The organism is Psychrobacter sp. GP33, assembly GCF_014119005.1.
Taxonomy (GTDB): domain Bacteria; phylum Pseudomonadota; class Gammaproteobacteria; order Pseudomonadales; family Moraxellaceae; genus Psychrobacter.
In genome coordinates this window covers 12,413-34,173 of sequence record NZ_JACGYX010000009.1, presented here as the reverse complement: position 1 = coordinate 34,173, position 21,761 = coordinate 12,413, and the positions used below count along the sequence as shown (strand labels likewise).

Annotated in this window: 20 protein-coding genes; 13 read left to right on the top strand and 7 right to left on the bottom strand. The window is 42.4% G+C overall.

The genetic code is table 11. The features are described from left to right. Nucleotides 1-365: 365 nt before the first annotated feature. The 3 genes from H2245_RS10905 to H2245_RS10895 all read left to right on the top strand — a co-directional run bounded on the left by H2245_RS10905 (nucleotide 366) and on the right by H2245_RS10895 (nucleotide 3,230). Entirely contained in the window at nucleotides 366-1,451 is a 1,086-nt protein-coding gene (locus H2245_RS10905) for a polyprenyl synthetase family protein (protein WP_182407416.1), read from the top strand. 118 nt (nucleotides 1,452-1,569) lie between these two features. Next, entirely contained in the window at nucleotides 1,570-2,418 is an 849-nt protein-coding gene (locus tag H2245_RS10900) for a DUF72 domain-containing protein (RefSeq protein WP_182407415.1), read from the top strand. 134 nt (nucleotides 2,419-2,552) lie between these two features. Further along, on the top strand, nucleotides 2,553-3,230 hold the full coding sequence (locus H2245_RS10895; RefSeq protein WP_182407414.1) for a hypothetical protein: 678 nt from the start codon (nucleotides 2,553-2,555) through the stop codon (nucleotides 3,228-3,230). A gap of 73 nt (nucleotides 3,231-3,303) precedes the next feature. Here H2245_RS10895 and H2245_RS10890 read toward each other — a convergent pair whose 3' ends face one another. Beyond that, nucleotides 3,304-3,933 (bottom strand): superoxide dismutase, encoded by a 630-nt coding sequence (locus tag H2245_RS10890; RefSeq protein WP_182407413.1) that lies wholly within the window; start codon nucleotides 3,931-3,933, stop codon nucleotides 3,304-3,306. Between the two features lie 552 nt (nucleotides 3,934-4,485). Here H2245_RS10890 and rdgB point away from each other — a divergent pair. The 5 genes from rdgB (at nucleotide 4,486) to H2245_RS10865 (ending at nucleotide 10,660) form a co-directional block, all read left to right on the top strand. Then, entirely contained in the window at nucleotides 4,486-5,106 is a 621-nt protein-coding gene (rdgB, locus tag H2245_RS10885; protein ID WP_182407444.1) for an RdgB/HAM1 family non-canonical purine NTP pyrophosphatase, read from the top strand. Between the two features lie 264 nt (nucleotides 5,107-5,370). Beyond that, a complete protein-coding gene (gene tig / locus H2245_RS10880; protein ID WP_182407412.1) occupies nucleotides 5,371-6,714 on the top strand; it encodes a trigger factor in 1,344 nt (447 codons plus the stop codon). 349 nt (nucleotides 6,715-7,063) lie between these two features. After that, on the top strand, nucleotides 7,064-7,726 hold the full coding sequence (gene clpP, locus H2245_RS10875) for an ATP-dependent Clp endopeptidase proteolytic subunit ClpP (protein WP_182407411.1): 663 nt from the start codon (nucleotides 7,064-7,066) through the stop codon (nucleotides 7,724-7,726). 221 nt (nucleotides 7,727-7,947) lie between these two features. After that, entirely contained in the window at nucleotides 7,948-9,261 is a 1,314-nt protein-coding gene (gene clpX / locus H2245_RS10870; RefSeq protein WP_182407410.1) for an ATP-dependent protease ATP-binding subunit ClpX, read from the top strand. A gap of 415 nt (nucleotides 9,262-9,676) precedes the next feature. Continuing rightward, nucleotides 9,677-10,660, top strand: coding sequence for a c-type cytochrome (locus H2245_RS10865; RefSeq protein ID WP_182407409.1), 984 nt, complete (start codon nucleotides 9,677-9,679; stop codon nucleotides 10,658-10,660). A gap of 161 nt (nucleotides 10,661-10,821) precedes the next feature. Here the strand turns inward: H2245_RS10865 and H2245_RS10860 are convergent, their stop codons facing one another. The 3 genes from H2245_RS10860 to argS all read right to left on the bottom strand — a co-directional run bounded on the left by H2245_RS10860 (nucleotide 10,822) and on the right by argS (nucleotide 14,841). Then, on the bottom strand, nucleotides 10,822-11,916 hold the full coding sequence (locus H2245_RS10860) for a PTS transporter subunit IIC (RefSeq protein WP_182407408.1): 1,095 nt from the start codon (nucleotides 11,914-11,916) through the stop codon (nucleotides 10,822-10,824). A gap of 134 nt (nucleotides 11,917-12,050) precedes the next feature. Then, the gene (locus H2245_RS10855) at nucleotides 12,051-12,869 is read right to left on the bottom strand and encodes an SPOR domain-containing protein (protein WP_182407407.1); all 819 of its coding nucleotides are present in this window, start codon (nucleotides 12,867-12,869) and stop codon (nucleotides 12,051-12,053) included. 142 nt (nucleotides 12,870-13,011) lie between these two features. Further along, on the bottom strand, nucleotides 13,012-14,841 hold the full coding sequence (argS, locus tag H2245_RS10850) for an arginine--tRNA ligase (RefSeq protein WP_182407406.1): 1,830 nt from the start codon (nucleotides 14,839-14,841) through the stop codon (nucleotides 13,012-13,014). Between the two features lie 266 nt (nucleotides 14,842-15,107). Between argS and H2245_RS10845 the strand changes: the two genes are divergently transcribed. After that, the gene (locus tag H2245_RS10845) at nucleotides 15,108-15,326 is read left to right on the top strand and encodes a DUF2788 domain-containing protein (RefSeq protein ID WP_182407405.1); all 219 of its coding nucleotides are present in this window, start codon (nucleotides 15,108-15,110) and stop codon (nucleotides 15,324-15,326) included. A gap of 16 nt (nucleotides 15,327-15,342) precedes the next feature. On the opposite strand, the gene cmoB is transcribed toward H2245_RS10845, so the two are convergent. Together cmoB and cmoA are read right to left on the bottom strand one after the other, a co-directional pair. Continuing rightward, nucleotides 15,343-16,425 carry a tRNA 5-methoxyuridine(34)/uridine 5-oxyacetic acid(34) synthase CmoB gene (gene cmoB / locus H2245_RS10840; protein WP_182407404.1) on the bottom strand — a complete coding sequence of 361 codons (1,083 nt, stop codon included), beginning with the start codon at nucleotides 16,423-16,425 and terminating at the stop codon, nucleotides 15,343-15,345. A gap of 55 nt (nucleotides 16,426-16,480) precedes the next feature. After that, nucleotides 16,481-17,296, bottom strand: a complete 816-nt coding sequence (cmoA, locus tag H2245_RS10835; RefSeq protein WP_182407403.1) for a carboxy-S-adenosyl-L-methionine synthase CmoA — start codon at nucleotides 17,294-17,296, stop codon at nucleotides 16,481-16,483. 146 nt (nucleotides 17,297-17,442) lie between these two features. Between cmoA and msrA the strand changes: the two genes are divergently transcribed. The 4 genes from msrA to H2245_RS10815 all read left to right on the top strand — a co-directional run bounded on the left by msrA (nucleotide 17,443) and on the right by H2245_RS10815 (nucleotide 21,274). Beyond that, complete coding sequence (gene msrA, locus H2245_RS10830) at nucleotides 17,443-17,964, top strand: peptide-methionine (S)-S-oxide reductase MsrA (RefSeq protein WP_182407402.1); 522 nt, start codon at nucleotides 17,443-17,445, stop codon at nucleotides 17,962-17,964. A gap of 83 nt (nucleotides 17,965-18,047) precedes the next feature. After that, complete coding sequence (locus tag H2245_RS10825; protein ID WP_182407401.1) at nucleotides 18,048-18,758, top strand: DUF1499 domain-containing protein; 711 nt, start codon at nucleotides 18,048-18,050, stop codon at nucleotides 18,756-18,758. 235 nt (nucleotides 18,759-18,993) lie between these two features. Continuing rightward, a complete protein-coding gene (gene tmpT, locus H2245_RS10820) occupies nucleotides 18,994-19,650 on the top strand; it encodes a thiopurine S-methyltransferase (protein ID WP_182407400.1) in 657 nt (218 codons plus the stop codon). Between the two features lie 196 nt (nucleotides 19,651-19,846). Continuing rightward, nucleotides 19,847-21,274 carry a lytic murein transglycosylase gene (locus H2245_RS10815; protein ID WP_182407399.1) on the top strand — a complete coding sequence of 476 codons (1,428 nt, stop codon included), beginning with the start codon at nucleotides 19,847-19,849 and terminating at the stop codon, nucleotides 21,272-21,274. A 141-nt stretch (nucleotides 21,275-21,415) separates the two neighbouring features. Here the strand turns inward: H2245_RS10815 and H2245_RS10810 are convergent, their stop codons facing one another. After that, nucleotides 21,416-21,655, bottom strand: coding sequence for a hypothetical protein (locus H2245_RS10810; RefSeq protein ID WP_259365193.1), 240 nt, complete (start codon nucleotides 21,653-21,655; stop codon nucleotides 21,416-21,418). Nucleotides 21,656-21,761 lie beyond the last annotated feature (106 nt).

Genomic DNA, 21,761 nt, shown 5'->3' with positions numbered 1-21,761 from the left:
CGCCAAAGTAAAACCTTGTATTTTTTTAACGTCAGTCAATGCAGGAGTTAGTGTAGGCGGTTATGCCCCCGACTGTCACAAGCTAAAGCCAGACTCGTAAGTCACTATTAATCTGACGGCAGGCATTTACCTTACTGCCATTGTGCGTTACGAAACGGTTATCTTTTCTAATCACATCATTTCAGTATTTCTGTTTTAAGTTTTTATAAAAATCGACACCCATTCATCAAACCACATTCAGATGACAAGTTAAATCACCAATACGTAACCAAAACAAATGGCGCGTCAAGTGTGTCTATAAGCCCTCTGCGCTATCATGTTACACTAGCGATGTTTTTCTTATTCATCTGATAACTGGTTGGGTTATGACTGTTTCTTCTGTACCGCAATTCGTTCCTTTTACTAAGTTTGAGCATTTTCATAACACGTTGCGTGCGCAATTGGCGCAAGATATTGAGACCCTATTTGCTTATGCTGAGTTGCCAAGTCCGTTGATTGACGCATGCCGTTATGTGATGACTGGACAAGGAAAAGCGGTGCGTCCATTATTGGTTGCCAGTAGTTTTATCAGTGTCAGCGCCAGTAATGAATGGATTACCGATATAGATTTGGAAGCAGAAACTGGCACCGAAAACATGCCAGATAAGTTGGCTAAATTAGATAAGCTGGATAAATTACTAGATGCTGATATCCACTACGATATGTGTCGACGAGCGGCATTGGCAGTGGAGCTATTGCATACTTATTCATTGGTGCATGACGACTTGCCATGCATGGACGATGATGAGCTAAGACGCGGACAGCCAACCGCGCACATCGTATTCGATGAAGCGACGGCATTATTGGCAGGTGACGTGTTGCAGACGTTAGCCTTTGAAATATTAACCGCAGAAATTCCGACCTTTGCCTCCTATGATGAGCAGACAGCCAGTCAATTGTTAGCGGTATTTGCCCCGCGCGCACGGCGGATGGTGGCAGGGCAAATGCTCGATATCAATGCTGAAGCCACGAGTAACATTACTCAAGACGAGTTAGAAGCCATCCACCGTGATAAAACAGGCGCGTTAATTGAAGCGGCGGTATTAATGGGCGGCATTTGTGCTGGAGCAACTGCGCCACAACGCATTGCATTACAAGACTGTGCGCAACATATTGGGCTTGCGTTCCAAGTTCAAGATGACATTTTAGATGTCACTGCCAGCACTGATGACTTGGGCAAGCCTGCCGGTAGCGATGAAAAACTAGATAAATCGACTTACGTTAAATTAATGGGTGTGAATGCGGCAAGCGATTATGCGCAGTCGCTATTTAATCAAGGGCGCGCAGCGGTAATTCGTGAGCTAATTAATAATAGTGACGAAGTAGATAGCGACATAAATGACACAAATAATGGTGCAAAAAGTAACGCACTGCTTGAGCTGATTGACTGGCTATGGTCACGTAAAAAATAAACCCTTAAACAGAACTTTTACTGAATGATGGTAGTGATATAAAAAGATAAATTCTTAAAAATAGCCGTATAAAGGAATAAAGACAGACCAAAAAAAGGACTTCTGCAAGGAGGCAGCGATGACTCAAATTCAGACACCGACACAGGCACAGGCACAGACCAATACTCAACAGATTTATCTGGGCACAGGTGGCTATAGCGATACCGATTTATTAGGCACGTTATACCCAACCGGCACCAAAAAAACCGACTTCCTACGTGAATACGCCAAACAATACGGTGCGGTAGAGATTAATAGTACTTTTTATGCGCCTATTGGACAAAAAGCATTTGCGGGAATGGCCGATAAAGCCCACGTGCAAGCGGAAAGCAAGTTAAAGTTTACGGTAAAACTGCATCAAGATTTCACTCATGCGCGTAAAGGTAGCGCAGAACACGCCCAGTCTTTTCTCACTGCCCTAACCCCACTTATCGAAGCCAATGCTCTCGCACCACTATTATTACAGTTCCCGCATGGCTTTGATCGGACACGCGATAATCGGCTGTATTTAGCCAAATTAGTAAGCTGGTTTCAAGACTATCCTTTAGCCGTAGAATTCCGTCACGCCAGCTGGCACACGCTGCAAGTGGTCGATAGCTTCCGCGAGCAAGGTTTGATTTGGTGCAGCGTTGATTATCCAAAAGTGGATGGTCTACCGCCATCACGCTTGCTATTTACTCAGCGCATTGGTTATCTGCGGATGCATGGCAATAATCTAAATTGGTGGGATGCGATGAGTGCTGCCGACCGACATGATTATCGCTATAGTGAAGCGGAGATGCAGGAATGGGCGCAAGCGATTGCCAATCAGCGTCAGCATTTTGATACGCTCTATATCTTCTTTCAAAATACGGTGAATGCGCATGCTTATTATAATATCGCGATGTTGCGTGAGGCGTTGGGTAGGTTTGGGTTTGAGGTGTTATAGACTCTGAAGTTTGTTATTAGCAAATAATTATTCTATTCTCCGAGCCTATTACGTTAAAAACAGATATATAAATTTTCACGGACTTCTACTATTGTTATTATCAACTCTAATTATTAAAAGAACTGGAAGAAAGTATGTCGAATATAGAGCTTTTATCTTTGATCGCTTCAATAGCATCTTTGATACTCGCTGTTGGAGCGATTTGGTTATCTTTAGTATTTTTTAAAATGTCAGAGGCATCTTCCAAAGTTACAACTAAAGCTGCATCTGATATTGACGCTAGTGTACAGAAGCTAGAGAAGCTTTTCGATAAACTTTATTCAGATACATTTTCTATGGTGAAAGATACAGTATCAGATATGAGAAATCATATTTGGAATGGAGAAGACAATATTAGCTCCAATAAAAGTAATCTTCTCAAAGAAACTGAACTAAAGACAGAAGGTAAAATCCAAAAAATAAAATTACAGTTTGATGATAAATTGAATGAAATATTACAAAGGCAAGAAAATTCAGATAGTAAGTTGCTTGGTTTAGGAAACGAATTAGAAAGCTTATTAGAGAATGCTATCCAAGTTTCTAGTGTAGTAGAAAGTGAAACTCTCGAAGAGATGATACAAAAGAAGGTTCTAGAGGAAATAAGACTATTAGAAAAAGAGAACAAAATAGTTGTAGCTGATGATATTGTTCAACGATTAGACAACTTCATTTCTATAAGAGATATTGTCCAAGAATTAAGAAAAATGAATACAGCTGGTATATTAGAATATGAAGGTAGTCTTCAACCTGATACAGTAATTAAAATTAGATAGAAGCTCTATTTCAAACCAAAAAAAGGACGCCTCTCAGCGTCCTTTTTTTAAATCAAATACTAGGTTTTAAAGATTACTCTTCAACGCCAGCATCTTGACCTTGATATTTTGCGTTTGCGTAGTCCCAGTTCACTAGTTTGTCTAGGAACGTATCAACATACTCAGGACGACGGTTACGATAGTCGATATAGTACGCATGTTCCCACACATCACAAGTCAATACAGCTACTTGACCATGTGCTAATGGCGTATCAGCATTAGCAGTTTTAGCGATTGATAATGTACCGCCAACTTTATCAGCAACTAACCAAGCCCAACCTGAACCAAACTGAGTCATTGCTGCGTTTTTGAACTCTTCACGGAATTTATCATAGCTACCAAAGGCTTCTTCGATTTTGCCTTTTAGATCGCCAGTAGGTTCGCCGCCGCCATTAGTAGGCGTCATGCAGTTCCAATAGAACGTGTGGTTCCATACTTGCGCTGCTTGGTTGAACATACCTTGTTTGCTGTCATCTTTCGCAGTCGCTACGATGATTTCTGACAACGTTTTGTCTTCTAGACCAGAACCTGGTAGCAATTCATTCAATTTGTTTACATACGCAGCATGATGCTTATCATGGTGAAATTCTAACGTTTCAGCACTGATGTACGGCTCAAGTGCGTTTTTTGCATACGGTAATTCTGGTAGAGTAATCTGTGACATATTATTTTATCCTTGCTAGGTTAGCCGTTGATATTCTTTTTGAGTCGCGCAGCAGTCGTTTATTTCTTAACTGCAAAACTTACAGACAACGCAAATGTGAACGCGATACCTCTAAGTATTATTGACACTTATGACCGCAAGTTATTCGGCTAAATTGGCTGAGTTTATTGTTAATGAAGGTTATTGCTTGATGCGCTGTTGCACAGTGTCATGCATCTATAAAGTAATCGAATAACTGTTTTTAAGTTATTGTTAATTTTAAATACACAACTTATAAGCTATAATTCACTGTAGCTTGCCACACATTATAGCAAAAATTACGAGCAAAATCCGTTACTGAATGTTATAAGGCGGATTAGTTTGCAATTAACAGTGTAGGTATCAGCATAAGCGTTAATGATAAATTGCTAAAGTATTATTGATACTACGCAAACAAACACTCTATGGTAGCGACATTTTACTGCTTATTTCTTTATCACTATATACAATATTCTATTCGAAACATGGACTTACTTTATGAGCGACTCGCAACCTGCAAACATTTCTGACACTATGCAAAACCATGTGCGCCATAATGAATGGGTACTTGCCAGTAATAATAAAGGGAAATTGGCAGAGTTTACAAGGCTGTTTGCCGAAGCTAACTTGGATGTGAACATCATTCCACAAGGTCAGCTGAACATTGAAGATGCAGTTGAAGACGGTCTAAGCTTTGTTGAAAATGCCATTATCAAAGCCCGTCATGCCAGTCGACTCAGTGGCAAGCCTGCTATTGCTGACGATTCGGGACTTTGTGTGCCAGTATTGGGCAATGCACCGGGCATTTACTCGGCGCGCTATGCCGGTGAACATGGCAATGATACGCTGAACAATGACAAGCTTATTGCTGACTTGCAGCCCATTCGTGCTCAGCAATCTGATGTGCCTATCGAAGGGTTATTTGTCTGCGTGCTAGCGATGGTGCGTCATGCCGATGATCCGTTACCGATAATCGCACAGGGTTTATGGCACGGTGAAATTTTGGAGCAGTCGCATGGCGATGGTGGCTTTGGTTATGATCCGCTATTTTGGTTGCCAGATTTGCAAGCCAGTGCCGCAAGCTTAAGCGCCGCTGATAAAAATCGCGTCAGTCATCGCGGACAAGCCATTCAATCGTTACTGGTACAGTTATAATAGCTATTTTATAATAATTAATGACACAATTATCATTATAAAACCCCAAATAAGCGCATTTTGCGCCTATTTATATAATATTTGAATGTTATTTAGCTGCCTTTTAGCCAAAACAGATAATTTTTACTTTAATTAAGAGATAGATTATACTGGCATACTTTTAAAATTTTATTAAAATACCCTATTCATTCCATGGCAATCGGCTGACCGCCCACGTTTGCGCGCTTGATTGCCAGCCATTTCAATCCTAAAGGTGTAATCAACATGGCTACAGATTTACAGATCACAACCAACAAGCTGTCTAATAAAGAGACTCAGTTGACGGTTAAAGTTCCAGTCGAAAAGATTCAAAACAAAGTTGAAGGTCGTATCCGCCAAGTGGCAAAAACGGCTAAAATTGATGGTTTCCGTAAAGGTAACGTACCAATGTCGCATATCCGCTCTCAGTACGGTGCTGGCATTCAACAAGAAGTTATCAACGATGTGATTCGTGATACTGTTTTTGAAGCGATTAAAGCTGAAGACATCCGCGCTGTTGGTATGCCAAACATCGATGACGTGAAACTTGAAGACGACTTCTTAGTGTATCAAGCGACTGTTGAAATCTTTCCAGAAATCGACGTACAAGGTATCGATGAGATTGAAGTTGAGCGTCACACCGCGCAAGTGAGCGAAGAAGACGTTGACACCATGATTGAGAACCTACAAAAGCAACGTGAAGAATTCGTTGAGAAAAAAGGTAAAGCTGATAAAGGCAATCAGGTTATTTTTGACTTTGAAGGCTCAATCGACGGCGAAAAATTTGAAGGCGGCTCAAGCGAGGACTTCAAATTGGTTATCGGTAGCAACCAGATGATTCCTGGTTTTGAAGATGGCATCAAAGGTATGAAAGCGGGCGAAGAAAAAGTCATCGAAGTGACCTTCCCTGCAGAGTATCAAGCTGAAGAGTTGGCTGGTAAAGCGGCACAATTCAAAATCAATGTGAAGAAAGTTGAAAAGTCACAATTGCCTGAAATCAACGAAGAATTTTTAGAATTGTTTGGCGTAAAAGAAGGCGGCGTTGAGAAGTTAAAAGACGACGTGCGTAAAAACATGGAACGCGAAATCAAAAATGCTGCGCGTAGCCAAGTAAAACAAGCCACCTTTGATGCGTTGTTAGAAAAGAACGAATTTGAAGTACCAAACGCGATGCTTGAGCAAGAAATTGACCGTCAGCGCAGCATGATGATGCAACGTTTTTCACAGCAGTTCGGTTCAAGTGCCGAAAGCTTTGATAAAGGTATGCTACCTAATGAGCTGTTTGAAGAACAAGCACTTCGTGCGGCACGTCTTGGCATCATCGTTGCTCGCGTTATCGACACTAAAGGTCTAGAAGTGGATCAAGCACGTGTTGAAAGCTTTATCAAAGAAGCGTCAGAAAACTACGAAGATCCAAGTGAAGTGATTGAATACTACACCAATGATAAGCAACAACGCGCGAACATTGAGTCTGTTGTATTAGAAGACCAAGTGGTTGATTATCTGATTGAGCAAGGTAAAGTAACTGATAAAGAAGTCAGCTACCAAGACCTATTGGCAGCTCAGCAACAACAACAGCAAGCCATGTAATAGCGCGTTTTAGTACTTTTTTACTGAAATAGCGGTTCTGTTTCCCTGCTACATAATGCCTCAACAACTATTGTTGGGGCATTTTTATTGGCGAATTACTAGACTATTCAAGGCTTAGACCTTGATAAATGAGCGTAGACGCCTTATTAATAGGGAAACATTTATCATTTGTCACATTAAAACCTTACTATTATCACAGTAAAAAAGTTACTATTACTGCAATTATTTTCCGCAACATTTTCTTAATATTATTGAAAGCCATTACTGTTGAGCTGTTATTAATATAAAGCGTCGTACAACAGACTGATTTTCATCATTTAATTTACGTTTTTATGGATAGGATATTGCTATGACCGATTATGATCGCATCACCTCTAACCCACACTTTGATACCTTATTGGGCGCGCAAAATGCCCGAAACGCATTGGTGCCAATGGTTGTTGAACAGTCATCACGTGGCGAGCGCTCATTCGATATTTTCTCGCGCCTGTTGCGTGAACGTGTCATCTTTTTGACCGGTGAAGTCGAAGACAATATGGCAAATCTTATTGTTGCTCAGTTGCTATTCTTAGAAGCTGAAAACCCAGATAAAGACATTCACTTATATATCAACTCGCCAGGTGGCGTAGTAACTGCCGGTATGGCGATTTATGACACCATGAACTTTATCAAGCCTGACGTATCGACTATTTGCTTAGGTCAAGCCGCATCAATGGGTTCATTTTTATTATCTGCTGGCGCGAAAGGCAAACGCTACGCTCTTGCTAACTCACGCGTGATGATTCACCAGCCGTTAGGCGGTTTCCGTGGTCAGGCATCTGATATTGAAATTCATGCCCGTGAAATCATTGAACTAAAAGCCAAGCTAAACCGCTTGCTTGCTGAACATACGGGTCAGCCTATTGAACGCCTAGACAAAGATACCGACCGTGATAACTTTATGAGTGCCCAAGCGGCGAAAGATTATGGTTTGGTTGATGCTGTATTAGAACGTCGCCCAACGTCTTTATAAACCTTAGTTTTTGTAAGAATTATTAAGTAAAGCGGCACAGTGTTCCACCTAACTGTAACTACCAGATTATTTGTAGTCGATTTTCGGCAATAACTATTTAAGGCAACTTTATCAGGCAACTCTGCGCTATTCATAGTGCAGTAACGCTGGCGAAGTTGCTGTCTTTATAGATTTTATCGTAGGCAGACTATAGAAGCTTTAATTTTTAGGAGTGCCTTTATATGGCAGAAGATAAAACCCCGCATTGCTCGTTTTGCGGTAAAGCCAAAAGCGAAGTCAAACAACTGATTGCCGCTGATGATGCCAATATTTGTAATGAATGTATTGAACTGTGTACCGATCTGATTGCAGATAGTGCGGACAGTGAGGATACAGATAGCGACAGTGATAGCGCTTGGATCGATAAAAAACTGCCAACGCCAAAGCAATTGCGTGCAAAACTCGATGAATATGTCATTGGGCAAGATGCCGCGAAAAAAGCGTTGGCAGTGGCGGTTTATAACCATTATAAACGCCTAAAAGTCAGTCAGACCTTTGCCAATGACCGCAAAAAAGCCAAAATTGGGGCTGACGATGCGATGGTTGAGCTATCAAAAAGTAATATTTTGCTGATTGGTCCGACCGGTTCTGGTAAAACATTGCTGGCGCAAACCTTAGCGCGCTTGCTTGATGTGCCTTTTGCTATGGCAGATGCCACCACACTAACTGAAGCCGGTTATGTGGGTGAAGACGTTGAAAACATCGTCCAAAAGCTATTACAAGCATCAGATTACGATGTGAGCAAAGCGGAACAAGGCATCATCTATATCGATGAGATTGATAAAATCAGTAAAAAAGGCGATAACCCGTCTATCACGCGTGATGTGTCAGGCGAAGGCGTTCAGCAAGCCTTGCTTAAACTTATCGAAGGTACGGTTGCCGCTATCCCACCGCATGGTGGTCGCAAGCATCCGCAGCAAGAGCTGATTCAAGTCGATACCAGTAATATTCTAATTATTGTTGGTGGCGCATTTGCTGGTCTTGATAAAGTGATTCAACAGCGTACTGAAAAAACCGGTATTGGCTTTAATGCTGATGTCAGCTCAAAAGACGACAGTAAACGTAGCTCAGATCTACTACAGCAAGTAGAACCTGAAGACTTAATTAAGTTTGGTCTGATTCCAGAATTGATTGGTCGTTTGCCGGTACTTGCTGCGCTAGAAGAGCTGGATGAAGCGGCACTGGTACAGATATTGACTGAGCCAAAAAACGCCTTGGTAAAACAGTATCAGTATCTGTTCGATATGGAAGGCGCTGAAATCGTCTTCACTAAAGAGGCTCTTGACGCAATTGCTAAAAAAGCCATGGCACGCAAAACGGGTGCGCGTGGTTTGCGTTCTATCGTTGAGAATGTACTGCTTGAAACCATGTATGAGTTGCCGTCAATGGAAAACGCTACCATGGTGACAGTAGATAAAGAAGTTATTAATGACGGTAAAGCACCGCACATCACCTTGTCTACTGATGATGTAGATCAGGTAGCAGTAGAGTTATAATGTTATTTAGCGGATAAATGAAACATCCGCGATAGCTGTGATTTGCAGTGGCTGTAATTCTTAATGACTGTAAGTAAAAATAGCGCCGTAGCTTTATACAGCTACGGCGCTATTTTTTTTATTTTAAAAACTATTGGCAATCCATGCTTTGTATTGAATAACAGCCAATTTAACAAACAATCGTCCACGTAAACTTAGCGTTATGTTGCGTTTCACAACATCTTAAACCTAAGTTTTTGCTATAATAATGTTACAGACACCTTACTTGCTATTCATATTAAGGCAATCATGCATGTCATGATACTTACTAACGCGTTTATTTAGTTATGTTATAGGTAGGATACGGGCAGCATGGTGCATAACATAGCAGATAAAGACCATTTTACATATTATTTTTTATACTAAGGATATGCCAATGAAAAGTCTTTCATCAGCCAAACCTACAGTCCTTATGGCGGCTATCTTTGCAATCAGTGCGGCAGTGATTAGCGGCTGTAGCAGTGGTAACGATACCAAAGCGACAGATCGTGTGGACGAAGCGGCAGCAATAGCGCGCGTGCAAGCGCTAGAAGCTCGCGCTACTGAATTAAAAGGCAATATGCCAGCGGCAACTGATGGCAATGCAGTGGCTACCGATACGGCGGCAACCAGTGGAAAACCAGTGATTAAAATGCCGGATATTACTACTATTCCGGATGATGAGTATGGCGCAGCGGTACGTCGCGGCTTACAAATTGCCAATCATACTGGTCAAGAATTACCCAATAATGTGGGCAATAAACTCAACTGTACCAGCTGTCACTTGGGTAACGGCTCAGAAGCGTATGCGGCACCTTGGAACAATATGACCAGCATTTATCCTATTTATCGCTCGCGAGCTGGACGGGTTAACGTTATTCAAGAGCGTATTAATGGCTGTTTTGAGCGCTCAATGAACGGTAAAGCGCTCGAGCTTGGCTCTGACGATATGAATGCGATGGTGTCTTATATGAGCTGGTTGTCGCAGGATATGCCGTTTGGCGTGTCGCCTGAAGGACGCGGATTTGTCAAAATTGATAAGAGCTTAACTCCAAATACAGACAATGGCAAAAAGCTATTTGCAGAAAAATGTAGTGTTTGTCATGGTGCTAAAGGCGAAGGTCAATATAAAGACGATGGCAGCTATATCTACCCTGCCGTCGCAGGTGACGATTCATTTAATGATGGCGCAGGTATGGCGCGCACCTATACCGCGGCGGCATTTATCAAAGGTAAAATGCCGTTCGGTCAAGGCAACTCGCTAAGTGACCAAGAAGCAGTCGATATTGCCGGTTACTTTACCCATCTACCGCGTCCAGTAAAAATCAATAAAGATAAAGACTGGCCAAAAGGCGATGCGCCAAAAGACGTACGTCGCTAAGCCCTGAACTGATGCCCTGAGCTAATAAACAGTGTTAAGAATTAATGACTAATTTCTTATCATAAAAAAAGCCCCATTATTTTACTAATGGGGCTTTTTATGACGAATTATTAGTATAAATTTTTATCATAACTATAAGAATAAACTTATTAATATTGCTATTAAGGCAATTTCATATCGCCATCAACTAGCCAGCCCACTCGGCGCATCATATGAGCCACGACCCAAGCAATAATCGCGGGCAATACGAACATCAATAAGATAATTGCCGTCCATAATTGGGTACTACTCATCAGCCCTTGTGAGGCTTCAATCACGCCAAATACGCCCACCAACCCTGCCGTTCCCATACCCGCACCCGTTGCCGTACATGCCAGCCCAAAGCCAACTGTGGCAATGGGACCAACAATGGCGCTTGCAACCACTGCCGGTAATAAAATCAGTGGTTTTTTAAGCACATTCGGAATCTGTAGCATGCTGGTACCCAATCCTTGCGAGATAACGCCGCTCACCCCGTTATCTTTATAACTGGCTACCGCAAAGCCAATCATATGCGCCGCGCAGCCTACTACCGCTGCTCCGCCTGCAATACCGCCTAGTCCAATCGCGATACAAATGGCAGCGCTCGATGTCGGCATGGTCAATAATATACCGACTACTACAGCAATGACGATTCCCATTAATAACGGCTGCAAAGTGGTCGCCGCATGTATCCCTTGCCCAATTGCATCTACAGCTGCCACGACAGGAGGATTAAGAAGCGCACAAACTGCCAATGCCACCGCGCATACCAGCAGCGGAACCAGTAAAATATCCAGCTTGGTCTTACCAGCCACCCAAACTCCTGCGCGATAGGCAAACACAGAGGATAAATACGCGCCAATCGGATTGCCGGGTAGCGCCACAAAGGTTGCAGGACCTGCCTCTTGTGGAATAAATAAAGTGCCTGCTAATAATGCTTCAGAATGAGCGCCGAGCATTCCTGCCACCAAACAGCTGAGCATCACCAAGGTTGGCGCTTTAAGATAGTAGGCAATACCAACGCCAATGCCTGCGCCCATCAACACTGAGGCAAGTTTGCCAACCGCCACCAAAGCTGGAAAATGTAACCAGCCACCAATTTGCGAGATAATCAATCCGGCAATTAAGGTCACAAATAAGCCAAGCGCCATACCGGTAAAGGCATCGATAAAGTACTTTTGAAAAAATGCTTTAATAGAATGAGCGTTGGACACAGCAGCAGGAGATACAGTCATAGTGATGCTCTTGAGTAAGTTGTAAACAAGACAGCTGAATATAAAAGGACTAACAAAAAGGCAAAAAATATTTATAAAAAAAGCGTCTTAATCTGACGCTTTTTTTAATTAATTATTGATGATAAAAGTGGACCTTAACGACGCTGTTCAACAATAATGGAGTCAATGCCATTGTTTTGTAGGCGCTGCTGAGCCGTGGTAACCGCTTGACGATTATTCATCGGACGCGAGATGACTTGATAAATGGGTGCGCCATTACTGGTGGTATTTTTGACCACTTTAGCATCAACACCTGCCATCAACACTTGGGCGCGGCGGCGATCAGCTTCATCGGCATTGCCAAAGCTATTGATTTGTAAAATATACGTCGCTGATGGCTGAGCTTTTTGGACGCTCGCCGTACCAGCGCCTGTTGTATTCGACTTTGATTGCCCGCTATTGTTGCTGGTTGTATTACCAGAATTATTGGCAGGCGTTGACCCATCATAGGTATTATTCTCTTCAACAATAACGATATCTGCATCATTGTTGCTATTAGCTGCGTTATTACGACTTGGCTCAGTGTTGCTATTGTCAGTGCTGCCATCCGTATTACCGGTACTGCTCTCAGGCTGAGTCAATACTACATCTGGTTCAAAAGCGCTGTTGTTACCCAATTCATTACTGCCCGCCTCGCCTAACGCTTCATCAGGGATGGTCGCCATTTCTTGACTGGGCAAGATATCATAAAACTCATAATCAACATTATCAGTATCGGTATTTACGCGTGGCTGAACTTGCTTATTGGGGTCAGCAACATTTTTATCAGCAGGGCTAAAATCGAATAATGGTGATAGATATAGAAACACCCCAATCATTAGCGTCAATATGGCACCAACGAACATCCATAATAAGCCTGATACGCTACTGGTTTTGCGCTTTTCAGTGGCACCTTTGGGTTTTTTGGCTAACATGGATTGCACTCTCCCTACTGAGTCTGTCAATATTTCTGTCAATAATAATGCGCTGCTTTTATAAACAAATTATAATCGCAGCGTTTGCGTTTTAGATACGCCTAAATAGGACGGATAGCCATATCTAGGCGGTACTAACAGGCTACATGCTAGACGGTGCCGATAAGCCGAGTAAACCCAAGCCGTTTGCCAATACTTGACGCACCGCTTTTGATAAGCGCAAGCGCGCCTGCATCATATCCAGCTCCGCTTGCGTCGGCGTCTCCCCTGAGGTTAAGCTCAATGGCAAAATACGATTGCTGTCGTACCAGCCATGAAACAGCGCCGCCAATTCTTTTAAGTAATTAGTCAACACATGCGGCTCATAGCCTGTTGCTGCCCGTAATAAAGTTGCAGGATAAGCGGCAAGCAATTTAATCACTTCTTCTTCAGCAGGAGCCGTTAGCAAATGTTGCTGCTGCGCGCCAACCGCATCATCGACGATAAGACCACTAGCAGCCAGCTTATCTAAGACGCGGCATACACGCGCATGAGCATACTGAATATAATAAACCAAGTTATCTTTACTTTGTGATTTGGCAAGTTCTAAATCAAAGTCAACATGCACTTCAGGTTTACGCGCCACATAATAAAAACGCGCAGCATCATTACCGACCTCAGAGCGCAATTCACGTAAGGTGACAAATTTGCCTGAACGTGACGACATTTGTACTTTTTCATCGCCGCGCCATAACGCTACAAACTGTACCAAAACCACATCAAGGCGCTCGGCATCAATACCCAACGCTAATAATGCCGCTTTAACACGTGGCACATAACCATGATGGTCGGCGCCCCAAACGTTAACCACTTTATCAAAGCCACGATCGAACTTGTTTTTATGATAAGCAATGTCAGAGGCAAAATAAGTACTTTGACCATTAGCACGGCGCACGACGCGGTCTTTTTCATCACCAAAGTCGGTTGATTTAAACCAAATATTACCGTCTTTTTCGTAGAGATAGCCTTTTTCATCGAGCACTTGCAAGACTGGCTCAATCTCAGCATCAATGGATCTTTCGCTAAACCAGCACTCGTAATTGACCCCAAAGTCACTGAGGTCATCTTTAATATCCGCCAAAATACTCGTCAATGCGGCATTTAAAAATAGCGCGTAGCCATCGCCTAATAAGGCTTTACTATTGGCAATCAGTCCATCAATGTGCGCTTCTTTATCACCGGATAATAGAACCTTTTCGCCATCTGCATTAATTTCAAACACCGCATCAGCGGGCGCATCTTGAGCAATTTGTGCAAAGGGATGTACGTAGCTGTTGCCATGCTGTGCATTTACCGTATTAGCGATATCGCGCACATAGTCGCCCTGATAGCCGTTTACCGGGAATACAATCGCTTCGCCATTGGCTTCCAGATAGCGTAAATAAGTACTGGTGGCTAAAATGTCCATCTGACGACCAGCATCATTGACATAATATTCACGGGTGACGTCATAACCGATTGCTTGTAGCAAGTTTGCCACACTCATGCCAAATGCAGCGCCGCGTCCATGTCCAACATGTAAGCTTGAAGTCGGATTGGCCGATACAAACTCAACTTGGACTTTTTGTCCATCGAATTGGTTACTTAAACCGAAACGCTCCTGCAATGCAAAAATATCGTCTAATACCGCAAATTTCGCTTCGGCATTTAAAAAGACGTTAATAAAACCAGGACCTGCGATATCGACTTGGCGAATATCTTTATTAGTAGGTAACGCATGCACGATTTTTTCTGCCAACGCGCGTGGATTCGTCTTTGCTGCTTTGGCGGCAGTCATCGCAATGTTACTCGCAAAATCACCATGGCTGGCGTCTTTGGTGCGAGTAATCTGACTATTATTCTGCCAGTCGGCGGGTAGCGCCCCTTCTTTTTTTAAAACGTTAATAGCATCGTCGAATAGTGAGGCTAACGTATCAATTTGGGCTTGTGACATAAGATTATAAACTCAGATAAATAACACGAAAAGATAAGTAACCTGTAAATATAACAAGCTTTACGCTGTATTGCACCATTTGCACCAAAAATAGGCTTAAATTCTTATCTTTCTGACTACTGGTGGCTTAGTTTTACTCTTAACAAAAAATAAAAGCATTATGCTAAAGAAAAGATTGTAGCATTCCTGTTGCCTGATAACTGGCAAGCGTTTATAGCGCTTATATTCCGCGCTATAATTAAGTTTTATATTTTGGAAATACTGCTATGTTTGCAATTGCTGAAAGTACAGTCACCAGCTGGGGACTATACGTTTTATTACCAATATTTATTGCCTTCTTATTTTTTATTATTTGGGATCTCTCCAAAAAATCTGGCGCAGGTCGTGCTGGTACCTTTTGGATGTTTTTAGCCCTTGGTGCAGGCTTTATAGGATTTATACTGAAGGTTTTAATAGAAATTGCCTTTAAGAAGTGGTTTATTTAAACGACTTTGCTTAAAGCTATTTTGTTGCAATCAACGTCGCGCGCTTAGGCGCTGAATACCCTTCAATAGTTTTGCTAGAATCCGTAGGATCAAGAAAATCATTCAATGATTGATAGGTCATCCATTCTGTTTTGCGCTGCTCCTCGATTGAAGTCACTGCCACATCCACGCAGCGCACATTGGTAAATCCAACCTTTTCAAGCCAGCCAATTAATGCAGCAACTGATGGTAAAAAGTACACATTATTCATCTGCGCGTAACGGTCTTGCGGTACCAGTACGCTATTGGCATCGCCATCAATCACCAATGTTTCTAGTACCAGCTCACCGCCTTTGACCAGCTGACCGCGCAGCTGCTGCAAATGCTCAAACGGCGATTGACGGTGATATAACACTCCCATGCTAAAAACCGTATCAAAAAGCTGACTGTGCGCTGGCAACGTCTCTAACGGTACAGGAATATAATGAGTTCGATAACCGTCCATATTCTCATCTTTACTATTATCACATTCAGTGTCAGCCGCATCAGCCGCGCCCACAAAGTGTCGAATTGCCATAAATTGATGATAAAACAAACAGGATGGGTCAACGATAATCACTGTATCTGCGCCCGCACCTGCCATACGCCAACCGTGATAACCAGAACCGCCGCCCACATCCAATACTCGACGACCTTTTAGATTACTCAAGTGTGATGCGACCCGTCGCCATTTCCAATCACTGTGCCATTCCGTATCAATAAAGATAGGCTGCTTGTCGTTGTCATCAATTGCACTGCTACCAATCTGAAAAGGACCTTTACGCCACGGCATGAGCTGCTTTAATAAAGCAAGCGTTTGCTTGCGCTCAGCATCCGCCAAGCTCACATTTATGGTCAATACATCGGCATCTAGCGCCACGCTATCCGCAGTCACGACAGGCAACCGTGCCACCGCTGCTTGATACGCAGGCGCATGGGCATAGTTACTTCTATCCTTAATGTGAAGCAACCATTCTGGCAATAAAGTGAGCCATTCATAAGCACTTGGATGCGTTTGTGCCAGCGTTAATAAGGTTAAATACAACTCACGCTCAGCGCGGACAATAGTGTCATTCATCATAAAACGGTTACCAAGATTGCTAGAAATTAAAATCAGATAGGTTAAGCAAAAAACGTCATTTAAACGCCACTATAGACACAAAATTTAAAAACTGAAACCACGTTAAATGACGAGCAAAGCCCACGTTATCCAAGCGCTCATGATGCTCATCTAAAGTATCAGTAATTAGTACGTTTTCTAGTGCATTACGCTTACCACTGATTTCCATCTCGCTATATCCATTTGCCCGCTTAAAGTCATAATAGCGCTCCACTAACCACGCGTCAGCTTGCTCATCGAAGGCATGGGTTTTTTCTGTTAATACTAAGATACCGCCCGGACTTAAAGCTTTATAAATTTTTTCAAGAACCGCCACCCTGTCAGCGGCAGGCAAAAACTGTAACGTTAAGTTTAAAATCACCATATCGCAGGTTTCAAGTTCAAACTCTCTAATATCCGCGGTCACTACTTCAATATCATGCTCAGGATAATTATCTCTCAATAGTTTGCGCGCTTCGCTGGTCATTGCTGGTGAAATATCGACTGCTTTAATCTGTAAATCATGTGGCGCAAAATCCCCTGCCAGCGCCATACTTGCGCCGCCAAGCGAACAGCCCAAGTCATAAATACGGCTCACGCGCTGACCATTACTGGTTTGTTGGCGGTACTTACAATGGCGCTTGGCAAATATCGGTAGCATCGCTAATACTTGACCATAGCCTGGCACGCTTCGACGAATCATATCTGGAAAGCAGGCAACCACTTGCTCGTCAAAAGAAAACCTTGCCGCTTTATCGAGGGGCGTGGTAAATAACGTATCGTGTTGGACAGCCTCGCTTTTAACAATATCGAGTTGCACAGTAGCGTCAGGTAGAGGGTTCGATAGACTCATGGAAGGGCTCATTTTTATACGTAGCAAAAGCGCATTATAACATTACTGTTTGTTACTAATAACCAGCTTCTCGACTGCTAAGCTAAATACATCGTGTAAGAAATATATTTTTTAATCATTTCTATCTATAACAATAGGATAATTTTATGCAGAATATTATATTAGGTGGTGGCTGCTTCTGGTGCACCGAATCAGTTTTTCTATCATTAAAAGGCGTACAGTCGGTAGTATCCGGCTATATGGGTGGTGAGGCGGCAACTGCTAATTATCAAGCGGTATGTGGCGGTAATACTGGGCATGTCGAAGTGATTAACATTACCTTTGATGAGTCTGTTCTACCATTAGAAGTACTGCTTGATGTCTTTTTTGGCACTCATGATCCTACCACTAAAGACCGTCAAGGTAATGATGTCGGTAGCCAATACCGCAGCGTCGTGTACTACACCGATGAGGAGCAAAAGCCAACCATCGACCGCACTATCAATAAACTACGCGATATGGGTGTTAATATCGTCACTGAAGTCCACCCTGCCGTTGAATTCTATATTGCAGAAGAGGCGCATCAGGACTTTTTTAATAGAAATCCAGGACAAGCCTATTGCAACTTTGCCATTCCACCAAAACTTGCCAAGCTACGTAAAGAATTTAGCCAATATATGACCAGCTAAATTAGCTTTTCGTCAAGACAGTGTTTTATTGAAAAGGAATCCTCCATAACAGGCGAACAGTTAACTAATAATAGAGAAGTATAATGAAAATTTTAGTTAGTCTTGTCAGTTTAATCGCTTTGCTATTGGTGGTACTACCAGGTCCTCTACATAAATTTGGAATTATTGATTTAGGCACTGCTTTTACAGGATTTAAATACGGTGTCTATGCCGGTGTTGCCGCCCTTGTTTTGCTCATATTGCAGTTTTTATTCATGCGCAAAACGGTAACCATAGGCAGCGCACTTATGGCAATTGTGTTCTCTGCAATCGCTATTGCGCTACCACTCAGTATGATGAATAAAGGCAAAAGCGTACCGCCCATTCATGATATTTCAACCGACTTAGTTAACCCACCTGAATTTGTAGCGATTGCACCACTACGCGCTGATTCTCCAAATCAAGCAGAATATGATGGAGTCGAGACCGCAGAGCAACAACGTGCAGCATACCCTGAACTGAAAACACTCAACTACTCCCAGCCAAAAACTGAGTTAATGACTGCGGCTGAACAGGCGGCTAAGAATTTAGGCTGGGAAATAGTAAATATTGATGCTAGCAAAGGTATTATTGAAGCAACAGATACAACCACTTGGTTTGGTTTTAAAGACGATGTAATCGTACGTGTTAATGATAAAGGCGACGAGCGTTTAATCGATATTCGCAGTAAATCTCGTGTTGGCGCTAGTGATTTAGGTAAAAATGCGGAGCGTATTCATACTTTTATTAAAGAACTAAACGCTGTGCTGTACTAGAAAAACAACAGTCTATACAGAAGTTAAAGTTGTAAATGCGATCAATAAGAAACTAAGCTTTTAAATATAATTTTCTATAGCCAATAAAGAGCCAAGTGTCGATATACTTGGCTCTTTATTGGCTATTATAATGTTAGTATTAACTGCTCTTTTTATGACTTTCATTTTTTGATATATAGATAATTTCGTATAAAGCCCATCTATAATAAAAACTATCATTAGTAAAGGCAATCATATGAATCCTAAATTTTGGCAAGACCGCTGGCAAAATAAGCGCATTGGTTTTAACCAGTCAGATGTGAATCCGCTATTAATAAAATATTTCAAAATTTTAGGTTTACCAGTCGGTAGCCGTGTCTTTGTGCCATTATGTGGTAAATCAATCGATATGGTTTGGCTTGCCACGCAAGGCTATGATGTGGTGGGCATCGAATTGGTTGAATCGGCGATTCAAGAATTTTTTATTGAACAATCTATTTCTCATACCGTCATCGAAGATACTGAAAATCCACATAATAAATGCTATCAAGGTCAACTCGCAGGTCAAACGATAGAATTATGGGTGGCTGATATCTTCAACCTAACCGCTGCTACTATTGGTCAAGTTGATGCGGTATATGATAGAGCGGCATTGATTGCCATGCCACCTGATATGCGTCCAAAATATAGCGAACAGATTTGCAACCTCAGTCGAAATGCCGCTCAGCTGTTATTAACACTTAATTACGACCAAAATGAATGGTCTGGACCACCATTTTCGATAAGTAGTGAACAAGTTCAGCAATATTATGGCACTCAGTATCAAATTACTGTAATTGAGGGTGAGCCAGCAACCTTGAATGCAGCACCAGAGATGGCAGTGAGAGAATATGTATGGTTATTAAGTGAGTAAAAAATAGCACTCAAGTTGGTTCTTTTTAATTTATACTCAGTCTAATAATAAAAATGTGATACTTTATTTTTATCATAGTTCCACTACCCTTTTGTGTGCTTATACAGTATGGTCATAATTATCCGCTAACCATGCCAATGCATTTCTTATTTGTACCGCTTCTTTCTTTTATTACTGACCTTTATAGGATATATTCATGCGTTTGACTTCTTTGTCTACTTTATCATTACTCAGTGCTGCTATTGGTTTTAGTGTCATGAGTACGGCACAAGCAGCGGCTCCACCGGCACCTAATCTATCCAATGCTGAGCTTCAGCAGTGCCTAAATATGCTGAAAAACAGCAGTCAATTTAGCGGCGTATCTGCCTCTACTTTTGAGCGCTACCGTCCAAGTCAGCCAGACCCTAGCGTGATTCAATCACTCAATTATCAGCCTGAATTCCGTAAAGATATTTGGGATTATTTGTCGGTATTGGTAGACAAAGAGCGTGTTGACGATGGTATTCGAGCCAAACGCCAGTGGGCAGATACGCTGCGCCAGATTGAATCGCGCTACGGGGTAAAAGCCGAACACGTGTTAGGTGTTTGGGGCGTTGAGTCGAACTTTGGGCAAACCTTAGGTAAGAAACCTTTGTTTGAATCGTTAGCGACGTTATCGTGTTTTGATCGCCGCCAAAGCTACTTCCGCGGTGAATATGCCAATGCACTTAAAATTGTTCAAAACGGTGATATTAATGCCAACGATATGACCGGATCTTGGGCAGGGGCGTTCGGACAGACGCAGTTTATGCCTAGTACCTTTTTAGAGTTGGCAGTTGATTTTGATGGCGATGGTCGTCGTGATTTGGTGAATAGTGTCCCTGATGCGCTTGCCTCCACTGCTAACTTCTTAGCGAAACGCGGCTACCGTTCAGGCGAAGCATGGGGTTATGAAGTCAAACTGCCCAGCGGCTACTCAGCAGCATCCAACCGTAAAGACAAAAAATCTATGAGCCACTGGCGCACTCAAGGCTTAACGCTTGCTAATGGGGGCACGCTACCTTCTGATTTAAGCAGTGCCGGATTGTTATTGCCTGCAGGTAAGGATGGTCCAGCATTTTTAGTTGGCAAAAACTTCGATACCTTTTATTCTTACAATGCTTCAGAAAGCTATGCGTTAGCCATTGCTCATCTCTCAGATCTTATCACTAAAGAAAATAGCAGTAAGACTGATTTCATAACTGCATGGCCAACGGATGACGCTGGTATCAGTCGCCAACAAGCAAAAGATATTCAGCAGGCATTATTGAATGCAGGCTATGACATAGGCGGTGTAGACGGGATTATTGGTGATAATACTCGTACTGCGATTCAGCAGTATCAAACCAGCAATAACATCTTCCCAGCGGATGGGCGCGCTGGTCAAAGATTCCACACTATCATTGCCGGTAACAACGTTGCTAGTAAACCAGCGGCATCAGATAGTATAGGACAGCTGATTCAGCAACAGAACATTACTCCTACTCCCAGTGTGTCCACATTTCCAACAGCGATTCAAACACCAAAAACGAGCAATATTCGTTATCGCCGTGTTGCTGGTACTGATGGCGTTATTCGCCTGGTACGGGTTGATGAAGGTTCTTAAAAGGATATTCTAACTTGAACGAGCGTAGGCTGATTAGTAAGAAGATAAATAAGTCAGTCGTTAGCTCAATAAAAAACCACGCTTAGCTAGCGTGGTTTTTTTTATTTAGAGATACCGATCAATTCTGTAAAATATTAGTCGTTAAACAATGGGCGGTGGATTCGGTTTGCCATTCTCGCCATCCCAATTTTCGCGGGCATTTTCATCAAGATCCGCAGGCGTTTTATGTTCCCACTTGCCATTTTCTTTCCATGTGGTATCACCCCAATCCTCTTGTTCTTTTTCATCCCAATCATCGTAGGTTTTAGTTGGGTCTATACCGCGGCGCTTCATATCAGCCACTTGTTCTTCTAATGTGTGAAACTGCTCCGTGTCGTGCATCGTTTTCTCTAGTCCTTCTAGCTCTTTTTTTAATTCATCTCTTTTTGAATCATTCATTGTTAACTCCTTATTATTAGACCTGAAGTGTCATTTTATGAAATTATTG